We start from the raw sequence: 26,245 nt of genomic DNA on the forward strand, positions 1-26,245 counted from the left end.
ATCCGTCGCGGGTGGACGGGCGCCCACACCGGCTGGTGGCGCGATGGACCCGGCGGCGGGGGCGGCAAGGAACGCTAGCCCCCCGCCACGGTCAGCCCCTCGACCCGCACCGTCGGACTGTCGGTGCCCCGGCGGAAGCGCAGGTCGTCGGCCGGGGTCATGGCGAGGAACATCTCGCGCAGGTTGCCGGCGATGGTCAGGCCGCTGACCGGCTCGGCGAGCTGGCCGTCGCGGATCATGAAGCCGGCGGCGCCGCGGCTGTAGTCGCCGGTCAGGGTGTTGACGCCATGGCCGATCAGCTCGGTGACGTAGAGTCCCTCGCGGATATCGGCCATCAGCGCCTGGGGCGAGAGGGTGCCGGGTTCCAGCCACAGGTTGCTGGGGGCCGGAGCCGGGGGCGAGGAGGGGCCGCGCGTGGCGTGGCCTGTGGTGGGGAGGTTAAGCTGGCGGGCGGAGCGGGCGTCCAGGACCCAGCTCCGCAGCGTGCCGTCCTCGACCAGGGCGAGGGAGGCGCCCGGCTGGCCCTCGCCGTCGAAGGGGCGGGAGCGCAGGGCGCGGGGCTTCGTGGGGTCGTCGCGGACGGTCAGGCCGCGGGCCATGACCGGCTGGCCCATGCTGCCGCGCAGGAAGGAGGTGCCGCGCGCCACGGCGGCGCCGTTCAGCGCCCCGGCGAGGTGGCCGAGCAGCGAGGCGGCGATGCGGGGGTCGTAGACCACCGTGTGGCGCGCCGTGGCGGGGCGGCTGGGGTTCAGGCGGCGGACGGCGCGCTCGCCGACCTGGCGGCCCAGCGTGGCGGGGTCGTCGAGGTCGGAGAGGTGGACCGTGGAGACATGGTCGTAGTCCCGCTCCATCCCCGTGCCGCTGCCCGCCAGGGCGGCGACGGAGAGGTGGTGCCCGGAGCGGGCATAGGCGCCGGAAAAGCCGGTGGAGGTGACCAGGGCGAATTCGCGGTGCGACCAGCCGGCCTCGGCGCCCTCGGAATTGGTGATGCCGGGGATGGCCAGGGCGGCGTCCTCGGCCTGGGCGGCGCGGGCGGCCAGTTCCTCGACATCCGGGCGGGCGCCGCTGGTGAGGTCGAGGTCGGGCAGGTCGAACCTCGCCGGTTCGGGCAGGCCGGCGAAGCCGTCCTCCGGCACGGCGCGGGCCATGGCCACGGCGCGTTCGGCCAGGGGCGGAAAGGACAGGGGGTCGGTGTCGGTGGTGGAGACGATTGCCTGCCGCCGGCCGGAGCGGCTGTGCAGGAAGACCCGCAGGCCGAGCTCCACGCCCTCGGCGCGCTCGATCCGCTCCACCTTGCCGAGACGGCGGGCGACGGAGAGGGCGGTGCCGCGGATCAGCACCGCATCGGCCGAATCCGCCCCGGCCGCCCGGGCGGCGGCGACGAGGTCGCCCAGCCGCGCCAGGTGGCGGTCCGCGTGGCCCTCCATCCGGCCCGCCATCCCGGTGGCGCTCACGCCGCCAGCTTCTCGGCGATGGTGGCCAGCGAGGGCACCTTGCCCATGGGGCCGAGGGCCGCGAGGGTGGGGGTGCCGCGGAAGGCGCGGGCGGCGGCCGCCTGGACCTGTTCCACCGTCACGGCGGCGATCTTCGCCTTGGTTTCCTCGACCGGAATGATGCGGCCATGGACCTGGAGCTGGCGGGCGAGCTGCTCGCAGCGGCTGCCGGTGGATTCCAGGGACATCAGCAGGGAGGCGCGGAGCTGGGCCTTGGCGCGGTTCAGCTCCTCCTCGGTCACGTCGTGCTGGACGCGGCGCAGTTCCTCCAGCGTCACGGGGACGAGCTCGGCGGCCTGGTCCTCCCCCGTGCCGGCATAGATCGCGAACATGCCGCTGTCCCGGAAGGGGGAGTGGAAGGAGTAGATGGAATAGACGAGGCCGCGCTTCTCGCGGATCTCCTGGAACAGGCGGGAGGACATGCCGCCACCGAGCAGGCCGGACATCAGCATGGTCGGGTAGTGCATCGGGTCGCCATAGCCCGGGCCGGGGAAGCCCAGCACGACATGGACCTGATCCAGCTCCCGCTCCTCGCGGAACTCGCCGCCGGTATAGCGGGCGGGCTCGGCCTCGTGCGTCTCGGCTACCGGCAGGTCGGCGAAGTGGCGGCCGACCATCTCCACCAGCGCCTCGTGCTCCAGCGCCCCGGCGGCGGCGACCACCATGCGGGAGGGGCCGTAGTGCCGGCGCATGTAGTTGCGCAGCGCGTCGCGCGGCATCTTCTCGATGATGGCGGCCGGGCCCAGGGTGGGGCGGCCCATGGCCTGATCGCCATAGGCGGTGGCCTGGAAGTGGTCGAAGACGATGTCGTCGGGCGTGTCGTTGGCCTGCCCGATCTCCTGCAGGATCACGCCGCGCTCGCGCTCCACCTCCTCCGGCGCGAAGGAGGAATGGGTGAGGATGTCGCCCAGGATGTCGGCGGCGAGCGGCAGGTCGTCCTTCAGCACCTTGGCGTAGTAGGCGGTGTTCTCCCGCGCCGTGTAGGCGTTGAGGTGGCCGCCGACATCCTCGATCTCCCGCGCGATGGCGGCAGCGTCGCGCTTCTCGGTGCCCTTGAAGGCCATGTGCTCCAGGAAGTGGGACACGCCGTTCTCCTCGGCGCGTTCGTCCCGGGTGCCGGCATGGACATAGGCGCCGATCGAGGCGGTCTCCACGCGGGGCATGGTGTCGGAAACGACGGTCAGGCCGTTGGGGAGGCACGTCAGGCGCACGGCATCGCTCATGGGTTCGGTCGGTCTTCCACTCGTTCGGGGCCCGGCCCGGTCCTGGGCAGGGCGTGCTGTCTTATCCGGGGACAATGTAGGCGCGGTGGCCCGAAACTGCGACCGGGGCGAGGCAGAAAGGGCTGATCCGGCCAGTGGGCATGGCGATTGGGCATGGCGATTGGGCATGGCAATCGGGCATGGCGGGGGGTCAGGCCCAGCCCAGGCGCAGCGAGCGCGGGATGCGGGCGCGGCCGGCGGCGGCGCGGTGCAGGGCGGCGAGGCCCCGCACGAGGCGGCGATACGGGGTGACGGTGCCGTAAGCGCCTGTAAACGGCGGAAGCTTCGCGCGAGCGAGGGTTTGGGACAAATCCGGATCGGGCAGCAGCCAGGGCGGGCCGGGCAGGGCCGCGCGCAGGTCCAGGCGGCGGGCGAGCAGGATGAGGCCGAGGCCCAGGATGCGGTGGCGCGGCGGGCGGCGCGGCAGATGCGATGGGCCAGGGCGTGGAGAGGGTGGCCGGGCGGGGTGGTGGCGAGGGCGTTGAGCAGGCGCTGCCACAACCCGGCATGGGTGAGGCGGCGGAAATGGCGGGCGACCGTGCCGGGATTGCCGAAGCGTTCCGGCAAGGCGGACCAGGGGGAATGGGTGAGGGCAACGTGGAAGATGGCGTCGAGGCGGTGGCGGTGGTCGGCGGGGCGGCCAGTGCCGGTAGGGTTGGTGGGGAGGTAGGGGGCGAGGGCGCGCCATTCCGCCTCGGTCATCGGGTGGAAGGGATGGGGGGTGGAGAAGGAGCTGGCGCGCATGGGGGAGGGATAGCATGGGGGAGTGGAAATAGGCAAGTTTTCCTATTTATGGGAGTGATCGAGGGTCAGTCCATGAGGTGAAGGGTCGGCCGGGAAGGGTGGAGGCCGTGGGAAAACACACGACCAGAAGGTGCTGTGGAGAATAGTATGCTCCCCGGTAGCTCCCGACTCACCGAGCAGCCTGAAGCGAGCCAAAATGGCCGTATCGACGGCTACTAGAAGGGCATTCCGGCAGCCGAAGAGACGGATATTCTCTTTCGATGCCGGATCGACGAGTTTTCACACAGCCTCGGTGGAAACCGGACTTTCGTTTGACACGGCCCACCCGGGGCTACGAGGGATGGTTAGGTGACATCCCCGCAGAGGCCAGCGTGACTGAACGGCTCATCCCAAGGCTGGTGACCCATCGCCTCATCTTGCGCGCGCCCACCGAAGCGGACTTTCCAGCCTATGCTGACTTTCTGAACTCGACTCGCGCGCGCGGCATGGGCGGGCCTTATGGCACCCGTGCGGCCTGGGGGCTGTTCTGCCACGAGGTGGCGGGCTGGACGCTCTACGGGCACGGGGCACTGATGGTTGATCTTCGGGCCTCAGGTGCATGCGTCGGGCAGGTCAGCATCAGCCACGGGCCTCTCTACCCCGAGAAGGAACTCGGTTGGCTCATCTATGACGGGCATGAGGGGCGAGGCTACGCGACCGAGGCGGCGATGGTCCTGCGGGACTGGGCGCATGAGGCGATCGGGCTGGACCACCTCGTCAGCTACATCGACCCGGGGAACGCGCGATCCATCGCCCTCGCCGAGCGGATCGGTGCCACGCCGGACGCCCAGGCGCGGGGGCAGGACCCAGGAGATCTGGTCTATCGACACCGCGTGGGCAGCGGCCTGGAGCGACTGCGATGCTGACCTTGTACCTCGCCCCCGGCTCAAGCTCGATGGCTGCCCACATCGCGCTCCACGAGGTCGGCTCTGCCTTCGAGGCGCGCCCTCTCTCCTTCCGCCGCCGCGAGAACCGGACCCCCGAGTATCTGGCCCTGAACCCGGAGGGGAAGGTCCCGACGCTCCTCATCGACGGCCGACCACTGACGGAGGTGGCCGCGATCCTGTTCTACCTCGCCCGGAGCTACCCAGGGGCCGGACTGCTGCCCCAGGACGCGGAGGGAGAGGCGCAAGCCGTGTCGTGGATGTCCTTCGCCGCCGCGACGCTGCACCCGGCCAGGAGGCAGGGTCTGGAGCACGCCGCTGCCGTCTACGGGATGGCCGACCGGCGGATGGCCGGGCGCAGCTGGGTGCTCACGAGCTATTCCATCGCCGATATTCATCTGTTCCGCCTGTTCTGGCGATTGAACACCTCGCTACGGCCGCCGACTGGAATCTTTCCGAACCTCACCGCCCATTACGACCGAATGCTGGCCCGTCCGGCTGTCCAGCGCACGATCGAAGCCGAAGCGGCGATAGGGTACGAGTTGCCTGCTTAATCCTGGGCAAGAGTCTGTTTTGGGTCCAGCCTGTGTGGAAACTCACGCCCGCGCCTCTTAGCGGTCTTGGGCAGACACATGGCTGGCTGTATGTGCGGAACTTTCGTTCCGGTCTGTTATGTTTATCCCATGAGCACCCGCATAGCCGCAGTTTCAGAACAGCCGGAGTTGGCGTCGCTGGTAGCCAGATGGCGAGTGCAGGCCTTCTTCACTCCGCCGGGCGGCTACACGGTCGACGAGATGACTGCGTTGATCCTCAAACCTCCAGGTGGCCCCAACAAAACGTTCGTCCTGTTTGATGATGATCGACCTGTCGGGACAGCTGGCCTGATGCGCGGCGATCTCGAAAGCAGGCCTGACCTCACTCCTTGGCTGGGAGGTCTGTACGTTGAACCGGCATTTCGTAGTCGCGGCCACGCAACCACGTTGGTGCGGCAGGTGGAGGATGCTGCCCGCGCCGTGTCGGTTTCAGTCCTGTGGCTCTATACCCTGAGTGCTGATGGTCTCTACCTGCGCCTTGGATGGCAGCATGCCGGTTTGGAGCAGGAGGACGGCCGCGACGTCATGCTGATGAGGCGTGATCTGACCTGACAATAAACGTCAGGAGCACGCATGATCGGAGCTGCCGAGGCGATGCGACGCGGCTAGATTCAATCATCTGCGGAGGATCTGAAATGAAGCGTTTCGTTGAGGGTGCTGACCGCCGTCAGGTGACGCTGTTGCCGCCCTGCCTCGACGACTACGTGGCGGAGGAGAATCCGGTCCGCGTGGTCGAGGTATTCGTCAACGAGCTGGACCTCGGCGCGCTGGGCTTCGCGGGCGTGGTGCCCGAGGTGACGGGTCGGCCCTCCTATCACCCCGCGACCATGCTGAAGCTCTACTTGTATGGTTACCTGAACCGCATCCAGTCGAGCCGCCGGCTGGAGCGCGAGGCCGGTCGCAACCTCGAACTGATGTGGCTGACCGGGCGGCTCGCGCCGGACTTCAAGACCATCGCCGACTTCCGCCGCGACAACGGCCCGGCCATCAAGGCGACCTGCCGCCAGTTCGTCCTGCTGTGCCGCAAGCTTGACCTGTTCACGGACGCGGTGGTCGCGGTCGACGGCAGCAAGTTCAAGGCGGTGAACAACCGCGACAAGAACTTCACGCCCGCCAAGCTCCAGCGCCGGATTGAGCAGGTCGAGGAAAGCATCGCCCGCTACATGGCCGCCATGGACACCGCCGACCGGCAGGAGAACGAGATCGCCCGGGCGAAGTCGGCCCGGCTCAGAGACAAGATCACCGCGCTGCGGGAGCAGGTCCGGCAGTTCCGCACCATGGAGCAGGCCATCAAGAACGCGCCTGATGGGCAGGTCTCGTTGACCGACCCAGACGCGCGCTCGATGGCCACCAGCGGCAAGGGCAGCGGCATCGTCGGTTACAACGTGCAGGCCGCCGTCGACACCAGGCACCACCTGATCGTCGCGCACGAGGTCACCAACAAGGGCTTCGACCGGGGGCAGCTCTCCGGCATGGCACGCCAGGCACGCGAGGTGATGGGCCATACCGAGCTGACCGCCATCGCCGACCGCGGCTACTACAAGGGTGAGGACATCCTGCTGTGCGAGCAGGAAGGCGTGGTGCCGATGGTACCGAAAATCCTGACCTCGGGCGCCAAGGCCGATGGGCGGTTCGGCAAGCAGGACTTCGTCTACCTGCCGCAGCAGGACGCCTACAAATGTCCCGCAGGCCAAACAATGAAGTGGTGGTTCAACCGCGTCGACGAGCACGGGATGACGCTGCGCCACTACTGGACAACCAAGTGCCCGGAGTGCCCGATCAAGGCCCAGTGCACCCCCGCCAAGATGCGTCGGGTCACGCGCTGGGAGCACGAGGGCGTGCTGGACGCCATGCAGCACCGGCTCGACCAAGCGCCGGACAGCATGCGCGTCCGCAGGCAGACCGCCGAGCACCCGTTTGGCACGCTGAAGGCCTGGATGGGCTCGACCCACTTCCTGACCCGGACGCTGAAACGGGTCGGCACGGAGATGAGCCTGCACGTGCTGGCCTACAACATGAAGCGGGTGATCGCGATCCTGGGTGCAGGGCCGCTGATGCTAGCCATCCGGACCTGAACACCCGGAACGCCACGGCCAGCTCTCAGGTGCCGTCCGTGAAGTTCATCTGGCTGCATGCGACCGCGAACCCGTTTTCCCACGGCCTCGGTCGCTGGCCGTCATTGCGACGTCATGCGCCCCGGCGCGACCCCGCCGGCAGCAAGCGCCAACTCCCCGGGTCCAGGGCTCGAAGAGTCCTGGCGGATGGGGGCCGGGGGAAGGTAGGGCCTTCCCCCGGGACGGAGCGACGCCGGACAGCCTCAGCGCAACGGCAGGACGAGCGGCACCAGCGCCACGCTGACCGCCATCACCAGCACGGCGAGGGGCAGGCCGATGCGGAGGAAGTCGCTGAAGCGGTAGCGGCCCGGGCCCATGACCAGGGTGTTCACCGGAGAGGAGACGGGGGTCATGAAGGCGGCGGAGGAGGCCAGGGCCACGATCATGGCGAAAGGATAGGGGGAAAGGCCGGTTTCCTGCGCGGTGGCGATGGCGACGGGGGTCATGAGCACCGCCGTGGCGGTGTTGGAGATGAAGAGGCCGGTGACGGCGGTCAGGGCGAAGAGGCTGGCCAGCAGGGCGTGGGGGCCGGCCTCGCCGACCGTGGCGATCAGCGCGTCGGCGGCCAGCGTGACGCCGCCGGTGCGCTGGAGGGCGAGCGAGAAGGGCAGCATGCCGACGATGAGGACCAGGCTGGGCCAGTGGATGGCACGGTAGGCGCTGTCCATGTCCAGGCAGCGGAAGCCCAGCATCAGCAGGCCGGCGATGAAGGCCGCCTGGACGTTCGGGACCAGGCCGCTGACCATCAGCGCCACCATGACGGCGAGGCTGAGCAGGGCGTAGGGGGCGCGGGTGGCGGCGGGGGTGAGTTCCTCCAGGTCCTCCGGCTGGTTCAGCAGGAGCAGGTCGCGGCGGCCGCGCTGGGAGCGGCGGATATCCGTCCAGGGGCCGACCACCAGCAGGGAGTCGCCGGCCTGGAGGGGTTTTTCCAGCATGCCCTCGGCCACCGGGGCGTTGCCGCGCCGCATCCCCGCGACGGTCAGGCCGAGGCGGGAGCGTAGCTTCGCCTCCAGCACCGACTTGCCGGTGAGCTCGGCACCGGGGGTGACGATCATCTCGGCGATGCCGACGGCGTGGGGGCGATGGGCGAGGTCGGAGTGTTCGATCGGCAGGGGCTGGAGGCCCAGGCGCCGGGTGATTTCCGCCAGATCCTGCGGGGTGGCGGGCAGTTCCACCAGCAGCTCGTCATCCGCGCGCAGCACGGTCTCGGCGTTGGGGCTGAAGATTTCGGTGCCGAAGCGGGCCGGGCGTTCCACCGCCATGACGTTGAGCCTGTGCCGTGCGCGCAGGGCCAGCTTGTCGAGCCGCTGGCCCGCCAGCGGGGAGCCGGCGCGCAGGCGCAGGCGGTGGGCGCGGTCCTGGAGGCGGTAGTCCTCGACGAGCTGGCGCAGGGTGGTGCGCGCACCAGGGGTGGTGCCGTCCTCGGCCGGGCCGGCGGAGAGCCGGCGGCGGGCCAGCAGCATGTAGCCGATGCCGAGCAGGAGGATGGGCAGGCCGAAGGGGGTGAAGCCGAAGAAGCCGAAGCCGGGCAGGCCCTGCCGTGTCAGTTCCGCCTGGACCACGAGGTTGGGGGCGGTGGCGACCAGGGTCATCATGCCGCTGATCAGGGCGGCGACGCTGAGCGGCATCATGAGCTGGCCGGGCGGGATGCCGAGGCGGGTGCAGATGCGCAGCACCACGGGGATGAAGATCGCCACCACGCCGGTGGAGCTCATCACCGAGCCGGTGAGGCCGACGATCAGCATCAGCAGCACCAGCAGGCGGGTGGCGCTGCCGCGGGCGCGGGCGAGCAGCCAGTCGCCGAGCCGGCGGGCGATGCCGGTGCGGACCAGGCCCTCGCCGACGACGAAGAGGGCCGCGACGAGCAGGACGCTGGCATCGCCGAAGCCGGCCAGGGCCTCCGGCACGGTGACGGTGCCAGTGAGGGGCAGGAGGAGCAGCATGAGCAGCGCCACCACATCCGTGCGGGGGCGGCCGGTCACGAACATCCCGATGGCCAGGCCGAGGAGGGCCAGCACCATGGCGAGCTGGGCGGTCATCGGCGGGCCGGAAGACGATCGCGCCACGAGGGAGAGGTCATGCCGGTCCTTCCGCCGCCCTGGATCGTCCGGCCCCGAGGGGGCGTTCCCTCGGGGTGCTCCCCCTTGGGGCGCCCCGGCCGGTGCCGGGGCGGAAGGCGGGGCGGCCGGGATCTGGGGCGGGACTATCCCATTCCGCCGCCCGGGTGAACCGGGCGGGGCGATATCAGGGCGGCGGCATCCCCACCCCGGTCAGAAGGCGAAGTCCACCTGTGCCGGATTGGCCTGCCCGCTGGCCAGGAAGCCGAAGCTGATCTCGCCATCGCCGGCAATGCCGCCGTTCCAGGCCGCGTTGTGGATGATGTAGCCACTGCTGGTGCGGGAAACGATCTCGGCGTTCCAGATCTGGGTGATCTCGTTGCTGATCTTCAGCTCGAACTCCCAGCCGGAAACCGTGGCGGCGCCTTCGTTGTGGACCGTGACAGCGCCCTGGAAGCCGTTGTTCCAGGCATTGGTGACGGCGAAGCTGGCGTCGAGGCCGCTGCCGGCGGAGCCCGTGCCGCCGGTTCCGCCGCCGGTCGAGCCCCCGGTGGAAGTGCCGGCGTCGTTGTTCAGGATGGTGGCGGTGGCGGTGCCGTCCAGGAGGGTGGCGCCGGAGGGGCTGGAGAGGACGAGGGAGAAGGTCTCGTCCGCCTCGGCCGCGCTGTCCGCCCTGATGGCGATGGCGACGGTCTTGCTGGTCTCGCCCGGGGCGAAGGTCAGCCTGCCGGAGGCGGCGGTGAAGTCCTCGGCCGTGGCGGTGCCGGGAACGGTGCCGAAGTCGACGGTGACGGCGGTGCCGGCGGCGGCGGAGAGGGTGACGGTGAAGAGCGCCACATGAGCGTCGCCCGCGGTGCCGGGGGTGGCGGTGCTGCCGTCGAGGCTGAACTGGATCGGCTGCAGCTCCGCCACCTTGGCGGCGTTCACCGAGGTCCAGTCATCCTGGAGGATGCCGCCGGTGTCGCCGGAATTCGGGTTCCAGGACCACCAGGTCCAGCTGATGCCCTGCTGGCCCGCGGCGATGTCGTGGGTGCCGTTGGCGTCGAGGTCGCCGGAGAGGTAGGCGGTGATCTTGTCGAGCCAGACGAGGTCCTTGGCGTCGGCCATCCTGCTGCCGAACTCGCCGAGATAGACCGGCGCGATGCCTTCCTTGTAGATGTAGCCCCACATCTGGTCGAATTTCTGGGTCAGCGTGTCGCCGAAATTCGCGCCCTGGAACCAGGGCTGGGCATAGATCGAGTTCGGGTAGTCGTGGGCCGAGTAGACGAGCTTGTTGGCGACGTCGAGCGTGACGGGGCGGTCGCGCACGCCCATGAGGTTGCCGCCCCACCAGTAGTTCTGGCCGTCATAGGTGCCGATGCCCTCGACGAAGATCAGCCAGTTCGGGTTGACCTCCCCGATCGCGTTGCCGGCGCGTTCCGCCGCCGCGGCCCAGTCGGTGGCGGTGCCGGTGCCCCAGGTGCCGTTATAGGGCTCGTTGTGCAGGTCGGCGCCGATGACGGTCGGATCGCCGGCATAGCGGGCGGCCAGCATCTGCCAGTCGCCGATCCACTGCGATTCCGGATGCGCGTCGTCGTACCAGAGGCCGTTGCCGGAGGTGCCGGCGCCGGCATCGCTGCGGTGGTGGTCGAGGATGATGCGCAGGCCGACCTGGCCGGCATAGTCCACGATCCGGTCCATGATCTGGAGGCCGGTCAGGCCCTGCAGGTCGGGGTTCTTGCTGAAGTCGATGCCGCTGGGCATGCCGCCGTGCAGCAGGTCGGTGGAGAAGGGGAGGCGGATGGTGTTGAAGCCCAGATCCACCATCTGGTCCATCATCTCCTTGTAGCCGCGCGCCCAGAGGCCGTGCGGCGCCTCGTTGGAGGATTCCAGCCCGAACCAGTTCACCCCGGCGATCTTCACGATGTTGCCGCCGGCATCGACGATCTGGTTGCCCCGGGTGCTGAACCAGCCGGTGGCGGCGGTGCCCGTGCCGGAGGTGCCGAGATTGCCTTCCATGACGGAGACGTCGCTGACGCTGAGCTTCGGCGGGGCGGCGGCGGTGTCGTCGTTGAGGATGGTGCCGGTGGCGCTGGCGCGGGCGATGGTGGCGCCGCTCGCATCGGAAAGGTTGAGCAGGAAGCTCTCGTTGGCCTCCACCAGTGTGTCGCCGGAGACGGTGACGCTGACGGTCTTGCTGGTTTCCCCGGCTGCGAAGGTGAGGGTGCCGGAGGAGGCGGCATAGTCGCTGCCTGCCGTCGCGGTGCCGTCCGCCGTGGCGTAGTGCAGCGTGACCGGGCCGCTGGCAGCTTTGGACAGGGCGACGGTGAAGGTCAGGACCTTGCTGCCGCTGTTGCCCTCGGCGACCGAGACATCGGCGACGGAGAGCTCGGGCGGGGTGGCGGGGGGCGCGGCGGTGGTGCCGTTCAGGGCGAGGTTGGCGGCCTGGCTGCCGGCGGCGCCGGAGGTGGCCTGGAAGCCGAATCCGAGCTGGCCGTTGGCGGGAACGGTAGCGTTCCAGGACAGGTTCCGCACGACGTAGTGCGTGCCGACATGGCTGACGATCTCGCCGCCCCAAAGGTTGGTGATGGTGAAGGCGGCGTCGAATTCCACGAGCCAGCCGTTCAGGGCCGTGTCGCCCGCCTGGATGGCCATGTTCGCGACGAAGCCGGCGCCCCAGTCGCTGGCGACGTTGTAGGTCAGGGACGATGCCATGGGCGAGGGCGTTCCGAATCCGAGTGTTGCAGCGCATGAGACATCAGGCGCAGAACAGTTGCAATTCCGGAAACATGCTTTCGCGAAACGTCAAGAATGGGGGGCGTGCGGCGTCGCGCCCATGGTTGGCCCTGGTAGAGGCGCCGCCTCCCCCGGTCCCCCACCGCTGGGAAGATCGTATCTCCCCAGACCACGCCCCGGGTTGGTGCTGGTGGCACCGGCAGTCGCCGGGAAGCCATGATTCCCGGCGCGATCCGGCATCGGCGAGCGCCAGCGAAGGGGAGGTCCAGGCCCCTCCAGGGCCCTGGTGGATAGGGTCCGGGGGAGGCAAGGCCTTTCCCGGCTGGCCGTGGGGAAACTCCGGGGGCCGGAGGGTTCAGGCCCGGTTGCGGCGCGCGTGGCGGCGGACGGCGCCCTCGACCTGGGCGAGATCGCCGGGGAGGAGTTCCAGGCGTTCCTCGCGGGTGAAGAGGTCGGCGAGGTGCGGGGGGAGAGCGGGGCGGAAGCCGACTGCCTGTTCCGCCGCGTCGGGGAATTTCGCGGGGTGGGCAGTGGCGGCGACGATCACCGGGATCGCCGGGTCCTCGGGCGCCAGGGCGCGGGCGGCGTAGGTGGCGGTGGCGCTGTGCGGGTCGGGCAGCCAGCCGGTGGTGGCGTGGACGCGGCGCATCTCCCGCAGCGTGCCCTCGTCGTCCAGGGCGACGCCGCGGAAGAGTTCCGCCGCGCGCTGCCAGGCGGCATCGGGGACGGGCATGCGGCCGGTTTCGCGGAAGCCGCGCATGGCCTGGGCGGTGGCGGCGGGGTCGCGGTCCAGGAGCTCGAAGAGCAGGCGCTCGAAGTTCGAGGAGACCTGGATGTCCATGCTGGGGGAGAGGGAGGGCTCCACCGGCCGGGCGGACATGTCATTGGCCGTGAAGAAGCGCGGCAGGATGTCGTTGCGGTTGGAGGAGATGATCAGCCGCTCGATCGGCAGGCCCATCTTCCGGGCCGCCCAGGCGGCCAGCACATTGCCGAAATTGCCGGTGGGGACGGAGACGGCGACCGGGCGGTCGGGGGCGCCGAGCGCCAGGGCGGCATAGGCGTAGTAGGGGATCTGGGCGGCGACGCGGGCCCAGTTGATCGAGTTCACCGCGGAAAGGTTCATCTCCCGCCGGAAGGGGGCGTCGGCGAACATCGCCTTCACGAGATCCTGGCAGGTGTCGAAATCGCCTTCCACGGCCAGGTTGTGGACGTTGGAGGCGAGAACGGTGGTCATCTGCCGGCGCTGCACCTCGGAGGTGCGGCCCTGCGGGTGCAGGATGACGATGTCGATGTTGGCGCGGTCGCGGCAGGCCTCGATGGCGGCGGAGCCGGTGTCGCCGGAGGTGGCGCCGACGATGGTCACGCGCTCGCCACGCTCGGCCAGGACATGGTCGAAGAGCCGGCCCAGGAGCTGCATCGCCATGTCCTTGAAGGCGAGCGTGGGGCCGTGGAAGAGCTCCAGCGCGAAGCTGCGGGTGTCGAGCTGCACCAGCGGGGCGATGGCGGGATGGTTGAAGGAGGCGTAGGCCTCCTCCGTCATGCGGCGCAGGGCGGCGTCCGGGATCGTGCCGCCGGTGAAGAGGCCGACGATGCGCGCGGCCAGTTCCGGATAGGGCAGGCCGCGCATCGCGCGCCATTCGGCGGCGGAGAGGGAGGGCCAGGTCTCGGGGGCGAAGAGGCCGCCATCCTCGGCCAGGCCGGCGAGCAGGACGCCCGGGAAGTCGCGGGCCGGAGCCTCGCCGCGGGTGGAGACGTATCGCATGGGAGGCAGCGTATAGCCGGGTGGGCGGCAGGAAGCCATGCGGGATGAGGGGGGTGGGACGCGGGGCGCGGCTTCACCGAAGATTCCGGGACGAAGGCCGGGGTGGGCCGTTATGGGAGGGGTCCGGGCGGGAGGCCGCCCCGGAAACGGTCCTGGATGGAGCGGAGGGAATCGTGAAGATCACGTTCTACGCGCATGCGAGCTTCCGGCTGGAGGCGGATGGGGTGGTGGTGATCACCGATCCCTACAAGCCGCCGCTCAGCCGCTTCGACCCGATCGACGAGCCGGCGGACCTGGTGCTGATGAGCTCGGCCACCGACGAGTTCCATTCCGACCCCAGCCATATCCGGGGCGAGCCGGTGGTGATCAACACGCTGGAGCTGCCGCCCGAGGGGGTGGAGGTGCTGGGCATCCCGGTCCGCTCCTTTCCGGCCTATGAGAGCCTGACCTTCGACTTCCAGGCAGCGGCGGGGCGGGACCCGGATGCCAATGCGCTCTACCACTTCACCCTGGGCGGGCTGCGGGTGCTGCACATGGGCGATATCGGCAACCCGGTGGACCCGAGGCAGCTGGAGGCGCTGCGCGGGCAGGTGGACATCCTGCTGGCGCTGACCGGCGCGCATGCGACCATCGCGCTGGACGACCTGGACGCGGCGATCGAGGCCATCGGGCCGCGGGTGGTCATCCCGATGCACTATTACAACCCGCGCGGCATCCTGCAGATCGAGCCGGTCGAGACCTTCCTGGCGCGGGTGCCGCCGGGACGGGTAACGCGGGTCGGCGGGCCGAGCCTGGAACTGACCCCGGAGACGCTGCCGGCGGATGCGCCGCATGTCTATGTGCTGGAGCAGTCGCGCTGAGGGCGTGATACGGACGGCGTTCCGCCCTGTGGCCGCCCGCCCGGGGAAAGGCAGGGCCTTTCCACCACGGGGACGGAGCAACGGCGCCGGTCGGGCGCGGACCGGAGGTTGCCTGGCCTTGACCGGGCCGGGCAACGGGCGGAGCCTCCGCGCCCGGAATTCCGGAGGCCCCTGCCATGAACGAGCTTTCCCCGCCTGCCATGTTGCCTGCGCTGCGGGAGGCCCTGGTCTCGGAAGGTGGGCCGGAGGTGGCGGGCGAGGTGACGCGGCTGCTGTCCGGCGAGGCGTTCCGCAAGGCGGATGCCTTCGTGCGGCAGGACCATGAGCGCACGGTGTCGGAGATCATCCGCATCGCCGAGATCGCCTCGCCACCCTTTGGCGAGGCGAGGCGGGCGGCGGCCTATGGGGAGATGCTGCGGGCGCAGGGGCTCGCGGATGTGGCGCGGGACGCGCAGGGCAACGTCACCGCGCTGCGGCCCGGCACCGACCCGCAGGCGGGGCTGGTGGTGATCTGCTCGCATCTCGACACGGTGTTCCCCGAGGGGACGGACGTGACCGTGAAGCGCGAGGGCACGGTGCTGCGCGGGCCGGGAGTAGGGGATAACAGCCGCGGCCTGGCGGTGAAGCTCGCCATCCTGCGGGCGCTGGATGCGGCGGGCATCCGGACGAAGGCGGGAATCCTGGTGCTGGCCTCGGTGGGCGAGGAGGGGGCGGGCGACCTGCGGGGGGTGAAGAGCTTCTTCCGCGAGCATCCGCTGCGCGACAGGGTGGCGGCCTTCGTGGCGGTGGACAGCCTGGAGACGGCGCGGCTGACCGTGGGGGCTGTGGGGAGCAAGCGCTACCGCGTCAGCTTCCGCGGGCCGGGCGGGCATTCCTTCGGCGCCTTCGGCCTGGTGAACCCGGTCTTCGCGCTGGCGCGGGCGGCGGACGACCTGTCGCGCATCCGCGTGCCGCCGGTGCCGCGCACCACCTTCTCCATCGGCAAGATCGGCGGCGGCACCTCGATCAACGCCATTCCGGAGGAGGCCTGGATGGAGGTGGACCTGCGGTCGGAATCCGCCGAGGAACTGGCGCGGCTGGAGGAGCGCTTCCTGGCCACGCTGCCGCAGGCGGCGGCGGACGAGAATGCGGCGCGCGACGTGAAGCGCGGCGGCATCCAGGTCGAGGTGAGGCAGGTGGGCGACCGGCCAGCGGGGACGACGCCGCGCGAGGCGCGGATCGTGCGGCTGGCGGAGGCGGTGATCGCGGCGCGGGGCTATGCGCCGAAGCTGGAAGCGTCCTCGACGGACAGCAACATCCCGATCAGCCTGGGCATTCCGGCGGTCACCGTGGCCTCGGGCGGCAGGGGTGGGCGGGCGCACTCGCTGGAGGAATGGATCGACGTGGCGCCGGAGGAAAGCGCGAAGGGGATTGCCACGGCGCTGGGCATCATCGTGTCGGTGGCTGGCTTGGCGGGGTGACGGCGGGGCGTGCCGGGAGATGGGAAGGGCGGACCGTCAGGTCCACCCTTTCCGCCGGCTCTGCCTCAGTGCAGAACGCCGAACAGCCACAGCAGGATGATCACCGGGATCGGGATCCCGATCAGCCACAGAAGGATGCCGCGCATCGTTTCCTCTCGATTGTCTGCGGAGGGGAAACGTGGCGTTCGCGGCGGGGGTTGCGTCCCGGACTTGCGGTCTTCCGTGCCGCTCCGGCGGGACGGCGGGGATGAAAGAGGGGTATGGGGAGGTGGGCATGAGCGGTGGAACGGCGCCGGAAGCGGACAGGGCGAACGAGACACCCTGGGTGGCCTCGCCGCGCTATCCGGATGCGCGGCTGCGGGATCTCGACCAGGGCTTCGCGAAGTACCGGGTGATGAACGCGGCGGTGGAGAAGCTGTGCGGCGGGCTGCGCTGGGGCGAGGGGCCGGTCTGGTTCGGCGACCATCGCTGCCTGCTCTTCTCCGACATCCCGAACAACCGCATCCTGCGCTGGGACGAGGAGACGGGTGGCGTCAGCGTGTTCCGCAAGCCTTCGAACTTCGCCAACGGCAATACCCGCGACCGCGAGGGGCGGCTCGTCACCTGCGAGCACGGCGCGCGGCGGGTGACGCGGACGGAGCATGACGGGCGGATCACGGTGATCGCCGACCGTTTCGAGGGGAAGCGGCTGAACTCGCCGAACGACGTGGTGGTGCGGTCGGACGGCACGATCTGGTTCACCGACCCGCTTTTCGGCATTGGCGGCGATTACGAGGGCGAGCGTGCGGAGTCGGAGATCCCCGCCGCCGTGTACTGCGCCGATCCGTCGCGGGGCACGCTGCGCAAGGTGGCGGAGGGTGTGCCGGGGCCGAACGGGCTGGCCTTCTCGCCGGATGAGGGGCTGCTCTACCTCGTTGCCTCGCGCGCCGAGCCGCGGCAGATCCTGAGCTATCCGGTGCGGGCGGGCGGCGTTTCGCTGGGCGAGGCGCGGGTGCTGGTCGAGGCCGAGGCGGACGGCACGCCGGACGGGTTCCGCGTGGACGAGGACGGCAATCTCTGGTGCGGCTGGGGCATGGGGCGCGACGGGCTGGACGGGGTGCGGGTGTTCAACGCCAGCGGCGCGCCGATCGGGCATGTCGACCTGCCGGAGCGGGTGGCCAATGTCGCCTTCGGCGGGTGGCGGCGGAACCGGCTCTTCATGGCGGGGTGCCGTTCGCTGTACAGCGTTTTCGTCAACACGCGGGGGTGCTGAGGCATGGCGATCCGTTTGCATGAGTTGTGCGGCAGCGATCCGGCGCGGGTCTTCAGCCCCTATTGCTGGCGGGCGCGGTTGGCGCTGCTGCACAAGGGGCTGCCGCATGAGAGCCTGCCCTGGCGCTTCACCGAGAAGGCGGCGATCGCCGATGCGGGCACGGACAAGGTGCCGGTGCTGCGCGACGGGACACGCACCGTGCATGATTCCTGGGCGATCCTGGAATATCTGGAGGACCGCTATCCGGGCCATGCCAGCCTCTTCGGCGGCGAGGGCGGGCGGGCGCTGGCGCGCTTCGTGGCGCACTGGGCGGATACGGTGCTGAACCCGGCGATCGCGGCGCTGATCGTGTCCGACATCCCGGCGCTGCTCGATCCCGAGGACCAGGCGTATTTCGTCCGCACGCGCGAGGCGCGTTTCGGCAAGCCGCTGGCGGAGGTGACGGCGGGGCGGGAGGAACGGCTGGAAGGCTTCCGCGCCGGGCTGCGGCCGCTGCGGCTGACGCTGTCGGACCGGCCCTTCCTGCATGGCGCCACGCCGGGTGCGGGGGACTACATCGCCTTCTCCGGCTTCCAGTGGGCGCGGGTGGTGAGCCCGCTGCCGCTGCTGGCGCCGGATGACGTGCTGCATGCCTGGCGCGGACGGCTGCTCGATGCCTTCGGCGGCGTGGCGCGGGCGGTGCCGGCGGCGGAGCGGGGCTGACGTTCTCGGGCGCCCCGCCTTTCCGCCTGTTCCCAAGAATCGGACGCCGGGATGACGGCAATCACCAGGGCCAACCCTGCCCCGGGGTCCGGGAACCGGCTTCGCTCCCCCCGGCGGAGAGGGTCCGGGAGAGGCGGCGCCTCTCCCGGGGAGAGGTGCTGCCGAAGGGAACCTGTATGCCGGAGGGAATGCGCCGCTCTGGCACGCCATGTGCCAGCGCCCGCCATGCGATAAGCTGAACAGGTTGGCGAGGCAGGGACCGATGCTGGGACGACGCGGGCTGGGTTTGGGATTGCTGGGGGCGGCATCGCTGGCGGGTGCCAGGACGGTGCGGGCGGCGGGCTGGCCGGAGCATCTGTTGCGCTGGGTGGTGGGCTATCCCCCGGGCGGGGCGTCGGATGTCTTCGCGCGGCTGATCGGCGCGGGCATGGGCGCGGCGCTGGGGCAGAACGTGGTGGTGGAGAACCGGCCCGGCGGGGGCGCGGTGCTGGCCAGCGAGGTGGTGAGCCATGCCGCGCCGGATGGCTATACCTGGCTGCATACGGACAACGGGAACCTCGTCTACAACCCGGCACTCTATGCGAAGCTGCCCTATGACCCGGACCGCGACCTGACCGGGGTGGGGTTCATCGGGCGCTTTCCGCTCTTCCTGGTGGTGCGGCCCGACGATCCGGCAAAGGGCTTCGCGGATTTCCTGGCCGCGGCGCCGAAGGACCCGCCGACCTATGGCACGGCGGGCGTGGCCTCGCCGCACCATCTGGCGATGGAGATGCTGCGGCGGCGGGCGGGGAACTTCCCGGCGGTGCACGTGCCCTATCGCGGCGCGCCGGCGGCGATGCAGGACCTGATCGCGGGCAGCGTGGACTGCGTGGTGGTGGACTGCGCGACGGGCATCCCCTTCCTGCGCGACGGCAAGGCGCGGGCGCTGCTGGTGATGGGCGAGGCGCGTTCCCGGGCGGCGCCGGAGGTGCCGACAGCGCTGGAGCTCGGCTATGCGGATGCGGTGGCCTATGGCTGGCAGGGGCTTTCGGTGCCGGCGGCCACGCCGGGCGAGCTGGTGGAGAGGCTGAACGCGGCGCTGAACGGCGCCGTACGGGGCGAGGTGGCGCAGTCGCGGATGCAGGCCCTCGGGATCGAGTCCTCGCCCCTGTCGCCCGCCGCGTTCAATGCCTTCGTCGCGAAGGAAAGCGCGCGCTGGCGGCCGCTGATCAAGGAACTCGGCATCCGGCTGGATAGCTAGCCGGAGGTGGCCCACGCCGGACCGCGGGCCGCCCTGCGGCTGCCTCAGCCGCCGAAATAGCCGGGCCGACCGATATCGGCGAGCAGGCCTGGCTGCGCCGGCGCCCAGTCCAGCAGCGCCCGGGTCCGCTCGCTCGAGGCCGGCGCGTCCATGCCGGCGAAGGCCGCGAACCAAGCGAAGTGCCCGGCGGCCTCCCCCGGGGGCAGGGCGGCGGCGGGCAGGCCGAGCTGGCGGCCGATGGCCTCGGCGATCCCGTGGAACGGCACGCCTTCCTCGGCCACTGCGTGATAGCGCTCGCCCGGTGGAGCATCGCCCCGGGACCCATGCTCGATCGCCAGCCTGAAGGCGCGGGCGGCATCCAGGCGGTGCACGGCGGGCCAGCGGTTGAGTCCTTTGCCGATAAAGGCGGACCGGCCTTTCTCGCAGGCGATGCGATGCAGGATCGGCACGAAGCCGTGGTCCCCGTCGCCATGCACCGATGGCGGCAGGCGCATCACCGCGACGCGCACGCCCTCTGCCGCGAGCGCGGCGGCGGCCTCTTCGGAGGCGCGGGGGAAATGGGGCGTCGGGGGAGGCGGGGTGTCGTCCTCGGTCGCGAGCCGGCCCTTCGCCAGATGCGCCATCCCGGAGGTGACGATCAGGGGCCGCCCGGAGCCCCGCAGCGCGGCGCCAAGCGCCGCGATGGCGCGGCGGTCGATCTCGCTGTTCTCCTGGAAGCGCGAGAAGTCGTGGATGAAGGCGGTGTGGATGACGCCGTCCGTGGAGGCGGCGCCGCTGCGGAGGCTCCCGGCATCCTCCAGCGAGCCGCGATGCACCTCGGCTCCCATGGCGGCGACGGCCCGGGCGCCGTCCTCCGAACGGGCCATGCCGAGCACCCGGTGCCCGGCGCCGATGAGTTCCCGGACCACGGCGGAACCCACGAAACCCGTCGCGCCGGTCACGAAGATACGCATGGGACAATCTCCAGATCTTGGTCGGGGGCGAGACTTGGCCCAGTCTCCATCGTGGTAAAGCCGTGAGATCATCGTGGTATAATGACTGTCAGGATGAGCACGCCGGCCGGCGGAATGACGCTGGGCGCCTATCTGAAGGACCGTCGCACCAGGCTCGACCCGGCGGCCTGTGGCCTGCCGGGGACGCGGCGCCGGACCCTGGGGCTGCGGCGGGAGGAAGTGGCGTTGCGCGCCCATATCAGCCCGGCCTGGTACACCTGGCTGGAGCAGGGGCGTGGCGGCGCGGCCTCGCCCCAGGTGCTTGACCGGCTGTCGCAGGCCCTGATGCTCACGGAGGTCGAGCGCGAGCACCTGTTCCTGCTGGGGCTGGGCCGGCCGCCGGAGGCACGCTACCGGGCGGCGGAGGGCATCACGCCGCGGTTGCAGCGCGTGCTGGATGCGCTGGAGCCCGGGCTGGCGATCATCAGGACGGCCACCTGGGACGTGGTCGCCTGGAACCGGGCGACGGTGGTGATGCTGACGGACTACAGCCTGCTCCCGCCAGGGCAGCGCAATGTCCTGCGCCTTCTCTTCGGCGATCCGCGTGTCCGTGCCGCGCAGGATGACTGGGAGGGCGTGGCCCGCTTCGTGGTGGGGTCGTTCCGGGCGGATGCGGCGCGCGCCGGCGCGGTGGAGGAGGTGCGGGCGCTGGCGGAGGAGCTCTGCCGGACCAGCCCGGAATTCGCGGCCATGTGGCGCGACAACGATGTCCGCAGCCATGGCGAGGGCCTCAAGCACCTGCGGCACCCGGTGCTGGGCCGGATTACCCTGGAGCTGTCCAGCTTCGCCGTGGATGGCCGGCCCGATCTCTGGCTGCTGGTCCACAACCCTGTCCTGCCCGCGGACAGGGAGCGGATCAGGGCGCTGATCGAGGCGCCGCGCGCCGCCGCCCCGGGCTGAGCGGCACGCTGAACGGGATGTCCGGGCGGCCGCCTTCCCCACGGATGGACCGGGGCCGGGCAGGGAAGGATGGCCACCCGGATCACTCCGCCATCAGGCCGCGCGCCAGTTCCAGGGCCTGGCGTTCGAAGAGGCGGCGGTAGATGCCGTCCTCGCGGCGGACCAGGGTCTCGTGGCGGCCTTCCTCCACGACCTGGCCGTGGTCGAAGACCAGGATGCGGTCCAGGGCGCGGACGGTGGAGAGGCGGTGGGCGATGACGATGGTGGTGCGGTCGTGCATCAGCCGTTCCACCGCTTCCTGGATCAGCGCCTCGGATTCCGAATCCAGGGCCGAGGTAGCCTCGTCGAGGATCAGGATCGGGGCGTCGGCCAGGAAGGCGCGGGCCAGGGCGACGCGCTGGCGCTCGCCGCCCGACAGCTTCACGCCGCGCTCGCCGACCGTGGTGGCATAGCCTTCCGGCAGGCGGGCGATGAAGCCGTGCGCATTGGCGAGCTGCGCGGCGCGCTCGATCTCCGCGCGCGTGGCGCCGGGGCGGCCATAGGCGATGTTCTCGGCCAGCGAGCGGTGGAACAGCACCGGCTCCTGCTGCACGATGGCGATGTTCCGGCGCAGCGATTCCTGCGTGACGGCGGCGACGTCCTGGCCGTCGATCAGGATGCGGCCGCCGCTCACGTCGTGCAGCCGCTGGATCAGCTTCACGAAGGTGGTCTTGCCGGAACCGGAGTGGCCGACCAGCCCGACACGCTCGCCCGCCTGGATGGTGAGCGAGAAGTCGCGGTAGAGCGGGGTGGTGTGGCGGCCGTAGTGGAAGGTGACGCGGTCGAACTCGATGCGGCCTTCCCGCACGTCGATGGCGCGCGCGCCGGGGCGGTCGGCGACGCCGAGCGGCAGGGCCAGGATCGCCACCATCTCCTCCATGTCGTTCACCGAGCGGCGGAGGTTGTTGATGTGGTAGCCGATGTCGCGCAGGTAGCCCTGCACCACGAAGAACATGGCGAGCACCGTGGCGAGGTCGCCCGGCGTGGCCTGTCCGTGCCACCACAGCCAGACGGCCATGCCGATCGTGCCGATGCGCAGCAGCAGCATCGCGGCGGTCTGGGCGGTGCCGCTCCAGGTCGCGCGCACCCAGGTCGCGCGGGTGCGGTCGCGCCAGCGGCGCAGGATGCGGGCGGTGCGGGCATCCTCGCGCGGTTCGGCGCCAAAGGCCTTGACCACCGCGTTGGCGCCGACCGCATCGGCCAGCGTGCCGCCCAGCCGCGTGTCCCAGGCGTTGGAGCGGCGCGCGGCGGGCGCCACCCAGCCCAGGTTCATCGACAGGGTCAGCGTGATGTGCAGGGTGGCACCAAGGCCGACCACGAGCCCCATCAGCGGCCAGCGCCAGCCGAGCAGCAGCGTGGCGCCGACGAGCACCACCAGCGCCGGCAGCAGCGCCACCAGGATGGTGTCGTGCAGCAGGTCGAGCGCGCTCATCCCGCGGGTGATCTGGCGCACGGTGGAGCCGGCGAAGCTGCCGGCGTGCCAGTCGGCGGAGAAGCGCTGCACGCGGGCGAAGCTGCGCTCCGTCGCCTCGACCATCGCGCGCAGGGTCATGCGGATGATGGCGAGGAAGGCGATGTGGCGCAGTGCCAGCGCGGCGAGGCCGAGCAGGGCGAGCGCCGCCAGCGCGGCCAGCATGGCGCGCAGGGCGAGGTCGCGGTCCGCCAGGGCGGCGGCGTCGACCAGGCGGCCGGCGAAGATCGGCACCAGCAGGTCCGCCAGGGTCGCGGCCAGCATGGCGGTGCCGATGGCGGCGACGAGGCGGCGCTGCCGCGCCCAGCCCTGGAGGACGAAGTTCAGGACATCCCGGATGGGATGCGCGCGCCGTTGTCCGGCGTGGTTCTCGGAAGACACGATGTCATGCACGCCATGCGGGGGCACGGCGTTCCTCGGCACGAAGTTCAGGAAGGCGGCATCGGGCCGCCAGGATGGCGAGGCTGGCCCCGGGCTGGCCCGGGAGGCTTCAGCCCCGCGGCGTGTCGGTTTTGCGGGACACGCGCGAGGCCATCAGGGGGCCACGACGATGGCGGTAGCAAACCATGCAGCCCTCCTTTTGGCCGAGGTGACGAGGAGGTCACGTTAGAACGAGGCGCGGGCGAGTCGCAAGTTCACCTTGTCGTGCTTCGGGCCGTGCCTTGGCGGGCCTGCCGCCGCGTGTCCGTCAGCCGCGCCTCGCCCCGGCCAGGATGCGCACGGGTTCCTGGCCGGGGGAGACCGGCGAGGGATGCGCCCCGCGGGCGCGGCCGGCCATGCGGGCGAGGACGCCGTCGCGCCAGAGGAAGCGGTGGAGCAGCACCATGGCGATGTGGCCGCCGATCAGGGCCAGGAGCGTCCAGGCCAGGAGGCCGTGCGCCGTGTTGGCGGGGGCGACCAATGCCTCCATCCGCTCGCCGGAAGCGGGCCAGAGCGGGATGCCGAAGGGTGCGAAGGCGCGGCCCGAGCCGTATTGCCGCAGCAGGGCCAGGGCGGGGACGGCCAGCATCAGGGCATAGAGGGCGAGGTGGCCGAGGCGGGCGGCGAGGCCGAGCGGGCCGGGCTCGTGCGGCGGGCGGCGGCGCAGGTTGTACAGGCCCCAGGCGCCGCGCAGCAGGATCAGCAGGAAGAGCAGGGCGCCGACGCTGGCATGGGTGCCGACCAGGAAGGCGGTGAGCGGGGTGCGCCCGGCCGTGACCTTCACCACCATGCCGGCGAACTGCCAGGCGAAGAGCAGGGCCATGCCCCAGTGCAGCGCCCGGCTGACCAGACCGTAACGGGCGGGGGTGTCGAGCCAGGGCAGGGTTCGCATCGGGGCGTCTCCTGTTGCATGGGCAGCCCGCCGGGCGGGATGCCCGGCCCGGACAGTCGGCCCGGACAGGCGGCCCGGATGGAACCGCGCAGCCGGGGCCGCCGCCAGAATGGAGGTTGGATGACAGGCCGTACATGTCCCGCTGCCGCGCTCCGTGCAAGGGCGGATGTTGCCGCGCCGCGAAAAGGGGGTGGCCGGCGGTGCGGCAAAGGCCGGTCAGCGCCGCTCCGCGAAGAAATCCCGCAGCAATAGCGCGCATTCGGTCTCGCGCAGGCCGCCGACGACTTCCGGGGCGTGGTGGCAGGAGGAGGCGGCATAGATCCGGGCGCCGTGCTCCACCCCGCCGCCCTTGGGGTCATAGGCGCCGAAGGCCACCCGTTTCACGCGGAACAGCGAGGCGGCCTGGGCGCACATGGGGCAGGGTTCCAGCGTGACCGTCAGGGTGCAGTCCGCCAGCCATTTATGGCGGCGCCGGGCGGCGGCTTCGCGCAGCGCCAGGATCTCGGCATGGGCGGAGGGGTCCTGGCGGGCCTCCACCTCGTTGCCGGCGCGGGCCAGGACGAGGCCGCGCGGGTCGGTGACCACCGCGCCCACCGGCACCTCGCCCCGCAAGGCGGCGGCGCGTGCCTCGGCCAGGGCGAGTTCGATCGGCGCCGGCGCGCCGGTCATGCCCGGTGGCCGGATGGGTGGGCCAGGGGATACGCCAGGGGGTGGGCCAGGGGGTGGCCGATGGGATGGCCGGCGTGGCGCATGGGGCGGTCTGCCGGCCAGGGCGGCTCAGGCGCGGCCGGCACGAGCCGCCGTCTCGGCCTCCAGCCCGGCCAGCAGCACGCAGAGGGCGATGCCCTCGGAGGCGAGGCGCACGTTCTCCAGGCTGGGAAAGGTGGGGGCGAGGCGCAGGTTGCTGTCCCGCGGGTCGGCGCCGCCCGGCCAGGTGGAGCCTGCGGGGGTCAGCGCCAGCCCGGCCTCCTTTGCCAGGGCGACGACGCGCTTCGCCGTGCCGGGGCGGGCGTCGAGGCTGATGAAGTAGCCGCCCTCGGGCTTCGTCCAGCGCGCCACGCCGGTGCCGGCGAGGCGGGCTTCCAGCGCCTCCAGCACCGCGGCGAATTTCGGTGCGATCAGGGCACGGTGGCGCTCCATATGGGCGGCGATGCCGGCCTGGTCGCGCAGGAAGCGGACGTGGCGGAGCTGGTTCAGCTTGTCCGGGCCGATGGTGCGCTTCTCGGCGGAGCGGAGGAACCAGGCGACGTTGGCGGGGGAGGAGGCGAAGAAGGCGAGGCCGGCGCCGGCCAGCGTGACCTTGGAGGTCGAGGCGAAGACGAAGGCACGGTCGGGGTTCCCGGCCTCGGCGCAGAGTTCCACGATGTTGGCGATGGCGTGCCGCGTGCCGGTCAGGTGGTGGACGGCATAGGCATCGTCCCAGAACAGGCGGAAATCCGCCGCGCCGGCCTTCATGGCGGCGAGGCGGCGGATCACGGCCCCGGAATAGACCTCGCCGCTCGGGTTCGAGTACTTCGGCACGCACCACATGCCCTTGACCGCGGGATCGGCGGCGAGGCGCTCGACCTCGTCCATGTCCGGCCCCTCGCCAGTCAGCGGCACGGGGATCAGGCGGATGCCGTATTCCTCGCAGATCACGAAATGCCGGTCATAGCCGGGCACGGGGCAGAGGAAGGCGACGTCTTCCTCCTGGCCCCAGGGACGCGCGCCGCCGGGGACGCCCTTCACCATCGACCACAGCACCGTGTCATGCATCAGGGCGAGGGAGGAGTTGTCGCCGACCACGACCTGGGAGGGAGGCACGCCCAGGATGGGGGCGTAGAGGGCGCGGGCCTCGGCGATGCCCTGGAGGCCGCCGTAGTTGCGGGCGTCCTCGCCGGCCTCGGTGGTGGTGTCGCCATTGCCGGGCAGGGCGAGCATGGGTTCGGCCAGCGAGAGCTGTTCCGGCGCCGGCTTGCCGCGCGTCATGTCGAGCTTCAGGCCGCGCGCCTTGAAGGCATCGTAGCCGGCCTGGATGCGGCCGCGCAGGGCTTCGAGTTCGGCGTCGCTCAACTCGGCGATGGCGGGCATGTCCGGCTCCCTCTGGGCGTCTCTCGGAGGCGTCTGGCCGGTCGGGCCGGCCGCAGGGGCCTCTTAGCCAGTCGCGGGCGGGGGGGTGAAGCGCCGCGTCGTGGATTCCGTCATGCGCCCCGCTGTCATGCGGGCGCCGTGCCGCCTCGTGCACGCCCGGCCGCGTGCGTCACGGGCCCGGGAGGCGAGCCTGCCATGCCGGCGGGACTGGACGCTTCAACCCGACCCGATCCTGGTCTAGAGCAGGGGGCAGGTCGCGGCCCGCCTGTTGCGCCGGACCCGGC

21 protein-coding genes and 1 pseudogene are annotated in these 26,245 nt (G+C 71.0%); 10 read left to right on the top strand and 12 right to left on the bottom strand.

Annotated elements, in window-relative coordinates:
• Positions 1-74: 74 nt before the first annotated feature.
• The 4 genes and pseudogenes from BT98_RS0120665 to BT98_RS28285 form a co-directional block, all read right to left on the bottom strand.
• Positions 75-1,427, bottom strand: coding sequence for a TldD/PmbA family protein (locus tag BT98_RS0120665; RefSeq protein WP_019461906.1), 1,353 nt, complete (start codon positions 1,425-1,427; stop codon positions 75-77).
• Positions 1,428-1,450: 23 nt separating this feature from the next.
• Complete coding sequence (locus BT98_RS0120670) at positions 1,451-2,716, bottom strand: M16 family metallopeptidase (RefSeq protein WP_019461907.1); 1,266 nt, start codon at positions 2,714-2,716, stop codon at positions 1,451-1,453.
• 190 nt (positions 2,717-2,906) lie between these two features.
• Positions 2,907-3,254 carry a hypothetical protein gene (locus BT98_RS28280; protein WP_237719385.1) on the bottom strand — a complete coding sequence of 116 codons (348 nt, stop codon included), beginning with the start codon at positions 3,252-3,254 and terminating at the stop codon, positions 2,907-2,909.
• Between the two features lie 47 nt (positions 3,255-3,301).
• Positions 3,302-3,499 (bottom strand): annotated as a pseudogene (locus BT98_RS28285) (transposase); the annotation flags it as partial.
• A 260-nt stretch (positions 3,500-3,759) separates the two neighbouring features.
• Between BT98_RS28285 and BT98_RS0120680 the strand changes: the two are divergent.
• The 4 genes from BT98_RS0120680 to BT98_RS0120695 all read left to right on the top strand — a co-directional run bounded on the left by BT98_RS0120680 (position 3,760) and on the right by BT98_RS0120695 (position 7,090).
• Positions 3,760-4,404 carry a GNAT family N-acetyltransferase gene (locus BT98_RS0120680; protein ID WP_079253332.1) on the top strand — a complete coding sequence of 215 codons (645 nt, stop codon included), beginning with the start codon at positions 3,760-3,762 and terminating at the stop codon, positions 4,402-4,404.
• Positions 4,398-4,976, top strand: a complete 579-nt coding sequence (locus BT98_RS0120685) for a glutathione S-transferase family protein (protein ID WP_019461909.1) — start codon at positions 4,398-4,400, stop codon at positions 4,974-4,976. The genes BT98_RS0120680 and BT98_RS0120685 overlap by 7 nt, the downstream gene beginning before the upstream one ends.
• Positions 4,977-5,105: 129 nt before the next feature.
• Entirely contained in the window at positions 5,106-5,567 is a 462-nt protein-coding gene (locus BT98_RS26940; protein ID WP_076970170.1) for a GNAT family N-acetyltransferase, read from the top strand.
• 83 nt (positions 5,568-5,650) lie between these two features.
• Entirely contained in the window at positions 5,651-7,090 is a 1,440-nt protein-coding gene (locus tag BT98_RS0120695; RefSeq protein ID WP_026033379.1) for an IS1182 family transposase, read from the top strand.
• A gap of 242 nt (positions 7,091-7,332) precedes the next feature.
• Here the strand turns inward: BT98_RS0120695 and BT98_RS0120700 are convergent, their stop codons facing one another.
• From BT98_RS0120700 to thrC, 3 genes are all read right to left on the bottom strand, one after another.
• Positions 7,333-9,168 (bottom strand): SLC13 family permease, encoded by a 1,836-nt coding sequence (locus BT98_RS0120700; RefSeq protein ID WP_019461343.1) that lies wholly within the window; start codon positions 9,166-9,168, stop codon positions 7,333-7,335.
• A 231-nt stretch (positions 9,169-9,399) separates the two neighbouring features.
• Positions 9,400-11,880, bottom strand: a complete 2,481-nt coding sequence (locus tag BT98_RS25520) for a cellulase family glycosylhydrolase (protein WP_019461344.1) — start codon at positions 11,878-11,880, stop codon at positions 9,400-9,402.
• Between the two features lie 376 nt (positions 11,881-12,256).
• Entirely contained in the window at positions 12,257-13,663 is a 1,407-nt protein-coding gene (thrC, locus tag BT98_RS0120710; RefSeq protein ID WP_026033230.1) for a threonine synthase, read from the bottom strand.
• Positions 13,664-13,836: 173 nt separating this feature from the next.
• Here thrC and BT98_RS0120715 point away from each other — a divergent pair, with 173 nt between their 5' ends.
• The 5 genes from BT98_RS0120715 (at position 13,837) to BT98_RS0120740 (ending at position 19,177) form a co-directional block, all read left to right on the top strand.
• Positions 13,837-14,523, top strand: a complete 687-nt coding sequence (locus BT98_RS0120715) for an MBL fold metallo-hydrolase (RefSeq protein WP_019461346.1) — start codon at positions 13,837-13,839, stop codon at positions 14,521-14,523.
• A gap of 176 nt (positions 14,524-14,699) precedes the next feature.
• Entirely contained in the window at positions 14,700-15,983 is a 1,284-nt protein-coding gene (locus tag BT98_RS0120720) for a M20/M25/M40 family metallo-hydrolase (protein ID WP_019461347.1), read from the top strand.
• 274 nt (positions 15,984-16,257) lie between these two features.
• A complete protein-coding gene (locus BT98_RS0120730; RefSeq protein WP_019461349.1) occupies positions 16,258-17,235 on the top strand; it encodes an SMP-30/gluconolactonase/LRE family protein in 978 nt (325 codons plus the stop codon).
• A gap of 3 nt (positions 17,236-17,238) precedes the next feature.
• Positions 17,239-17,937, top strand: a complete 699-nt coding sequence (locus tag BT98_RS0120735) for a glutathione S-transferase family protein (RefSeq protein WP_026033232.1) — start codon at positions 17,239-17,241, stop codon at positions 17,935-17,937.
• Between the two features lie 262 nt (positions 17,938-18,199).
• Complete coding sequence (locus BT98_RS0120740) at positions 18,200-19,177, top strand: Bug family tripartite tricarboxylate transporter substrate binding protein (protein ID WP_081798694.1); 978 nt, start codon at positions 18,200-18,202, stop codon at positions 19,175-19,177.
• 44 nt (positions 19,178-19,221) lie between these two features.
• On the opposite strand, the gene BT98_RS0120745 is transcribed toward BT98_RS0120740, so the two are convergent.
• The gene (locus tag BT98_RS0120745; RefSeq protein ID WP_019461352.1) at positions 19,222-20,130 is read right to left on the bottom strand and encodes an SDR family oxidoreductase; all 909 of its coding nucleotides are present in this window, start codon (positions 20,128-20,130) and stop codon (positions 19,222-19,224) included.
• A 93-nt stretch (positions 20,131-20,223) separates the two neighbouring features.
• Between BT98_RS0120745 and BT98_RS0120750 the strand changes: the two genes are divergently transcribed.
• Complete coding sequence (locus BT98_RS0120750; RefSeq protein WP_026033234.1) at positions 20,224-21,069, top strand: helix-turn-helix transcriptional regulator; 846 nt, start codon at positions 20,224-20,226, stop codon at positions 21,067-21,069.
• Between the two features lie 82 nt (positions 21,070-21,151).
• Here BT98_RS0120750 and BT98_RS0120755 read toward each other — a convergent pair whose 3' ends face one another.
• The 4 genes from BT98_RS0120755 to BT98_RS0120770 all read right to left on the bottom strand — a co-directional run bounded on the left by BT98_RS0120755 (position 21,152) and on the right by BT98_RS0120770 (position 25,961).
• Complete coding sequence (locus BT98_RS0120755) at positions 21,152-22,987, bottom strand: ABC transporter ATP-binding protein (RefSeq protein ID WP_019461354.1); 1,836 nt, start codon at positions 22,985-22,987, stop codon at positions 21,152-21,154.
• 280 nt (positions 22,988-23,267) lie between these two features.
• The gene (locus BT98_RS0120760; RefSeq protein WP_019461355.1) at positions 23,268-23,891 is read right to left on the bottom strand and encodes a cytochrome b; all 624 of its coding nucleotides are present in this window, start codon (positions 23,889-23,891) and stop codon (positions 23,268-23,270) included.
• A gap of 216 nt (positions 23,892-24,107) precedes the next feature.
• Complete coding sequence (locus BT98_RS0120765) at positions 24,108-24,560, bottom strand: nucleoside deaminase (RefSeq protein WP_019461356.1); 453 nt, start codon at positions 24,558-24,560, stop codon at positions 24,108-24,110.
• A gap of 108 nt (positions 24,561-24,668) precedes the next feature.
• Positions 24,669-25,961 carry an aminotransferase class I/II-fold pyridoxal phosphate-dependent enzyme gene (locus BT98_RS0120770; RefSeq protein WP_019461357.1) on the bottom strand — a complete coding sequence of 431 codons (1,293 nt, stop codon included), beginning with the start codon at positions 25,959-25,961 and terminating at the stop codon, positions 24,669-24,671.
• Positions 25,962-26,245: the final 284 nt, after the last annotated feature.

Source organism: Roseomonas mucosa ATCC BAA-692 (assembly GCF_000622225.1).
Taxonomy (GTDB): Bacteria; Pseudomonadota; Alphaproteobacteria; order Acetobacterales; family Acetobacteraceae; genus Roseomonas; species Roseomonas mucosa.

What these genes read in the sequence shown, in the direction of transcription:
- BT98_RS0120670 (WP_019461907.1), bottom strand. Translation starts at nt 2,716, where the DNA reads ATGAGCGATGCCGTGCGCCTGACGTGCCTCCCCAACGGCCTGACCGTC.
- BT98_RS0120720 (WP_019461347.1), top strand. Translation starts at nt 14,700, where the DNA reads ATGAACGAGCTTTCCCCGCCTGCCATGTTGCCTGCGCTGCGGGAGGCC.
- thrC (WP_026033230.1), bottom strand. Translation starts at nt 13,663, where the DNA reads ATGCGATACGTCTCCACCCGCGGCGAGGCTCCGGCCCGCGACTTCCCG.
- BT98_RS0120750 (WP_026033234.1), top strand. Translation starts at nt 20,224, where the DNA reads ATGAGCACGCCGGCCGGCGGAATGACGCTGGGCGCCTATCTGAAGGAC.
- BT98_RS0120700 (WP_019461343.1), bottom strand. Translation starts at nt 9,168, where the DNA reads ATGACCGCCCAGCTCGCCATGGTGCTGGCCCTCCTCGGCCTGGCCATC.
- BT98_RS0120695 (WP_026033379.1), top strand. Translation starts at nt 5,651, where the DNA reads ATGAAGCGTTTCGTTGAGGGTGCTGACCGCCGTCAGGTGACGCTGTTG.
- BT98_RS0120730 (WP_019461349.1), top strand. Translation starts at nt 16,258, where the DNA reads ATGAGCGGTGGAACGGCGCCGGAAGCGGACAGGGCGAACGAGACACCC.
- BT98_RS0120680 (WP_079253332.1), top strand. Translation starts at nt 3,760, where the DNA reads ATGCCGGATCGACGAGTTTTCACACAGCCTCGGTGGAAACCGGACTTT.
- BT98_RS0120740 (WP_081798694.1), top strand. Translation starts at nt 18,200, where the DNA reads ATGCTGGGACGACGCGGGCTGGGTTTGGGATTGCTGGGGGCGGCATCG.
- BT98_RS0120745 (WP_019461352.1), bottom strand. Translation starts at nt 20,130, where the DNA reads ATGCGTATCTTCGTGACCGGCGCGACGGGTTTCGTGGGTTCCGCCGTG.
- BT98_RS0120685 (WP_019461909.1), top strand. Translation starts at nt 4,398, where the DNA reads ATGCTGACCTTGTACCTCGCCCCCGGCTCAAGCTCGATGGCTGCCCAC.
- BT98_RS25520 (WP_019461344.1), bottom strand. Translation starts at nt 11,880, where the DNA reads ATGGCATCGTCCCTGACCTACAACGTCGCCAGCGACTGGGGCGCCGGC.
- BT98_RS0120760 (WP_019461355.1), bottom strand. Translation starts at nt 23,891, where the DNA reads ATGCGAACCCTGCCCTGGCTCGACACCCCCGCCCGTTACGGTCTGGTC.
- BT98_RS0120765 (WP_019461356.1), bottom strand. Translation starts at nt 24,560, where the DNA reads ATGACCGGCGCGCCGGCGCCGATCGAACTCGCCCTGGCCGAGGCACGC.
- BT98_RS26940 (WP_076970170.1), top strand. Translation starts at nt 5,106, where the DNA reads ATGAGCACCCGCATAGCCGCAGTTTCAGAACAGCCGGAGTTGGCGTCG.
- BT98_RS0120770 (WP_019461357.1), bottom strand. Translation starts at nt 25,961, where the DNA reads ATGCCCGCCATCGCCGAGTTGAGCGACGCCGAACTCGAAGCCCTGCGC.
- BT98_RS0120735 (WP_026033232.1), top strand. Translation starts at nt 17,239, where the DNA reads ATGGCGATCCGTTTGCATGAGTTGTGCGGCAGCGATCCGGCGCGGGTC.
- BT98_RS0120665 (WP_019461906.1), bottom strand. Translation starts at nt 1,427, where the DNA reads ATGGAGGGCCACGCGGACCGCCACCTGGCGCGGCTGGGCGACCTCGTC.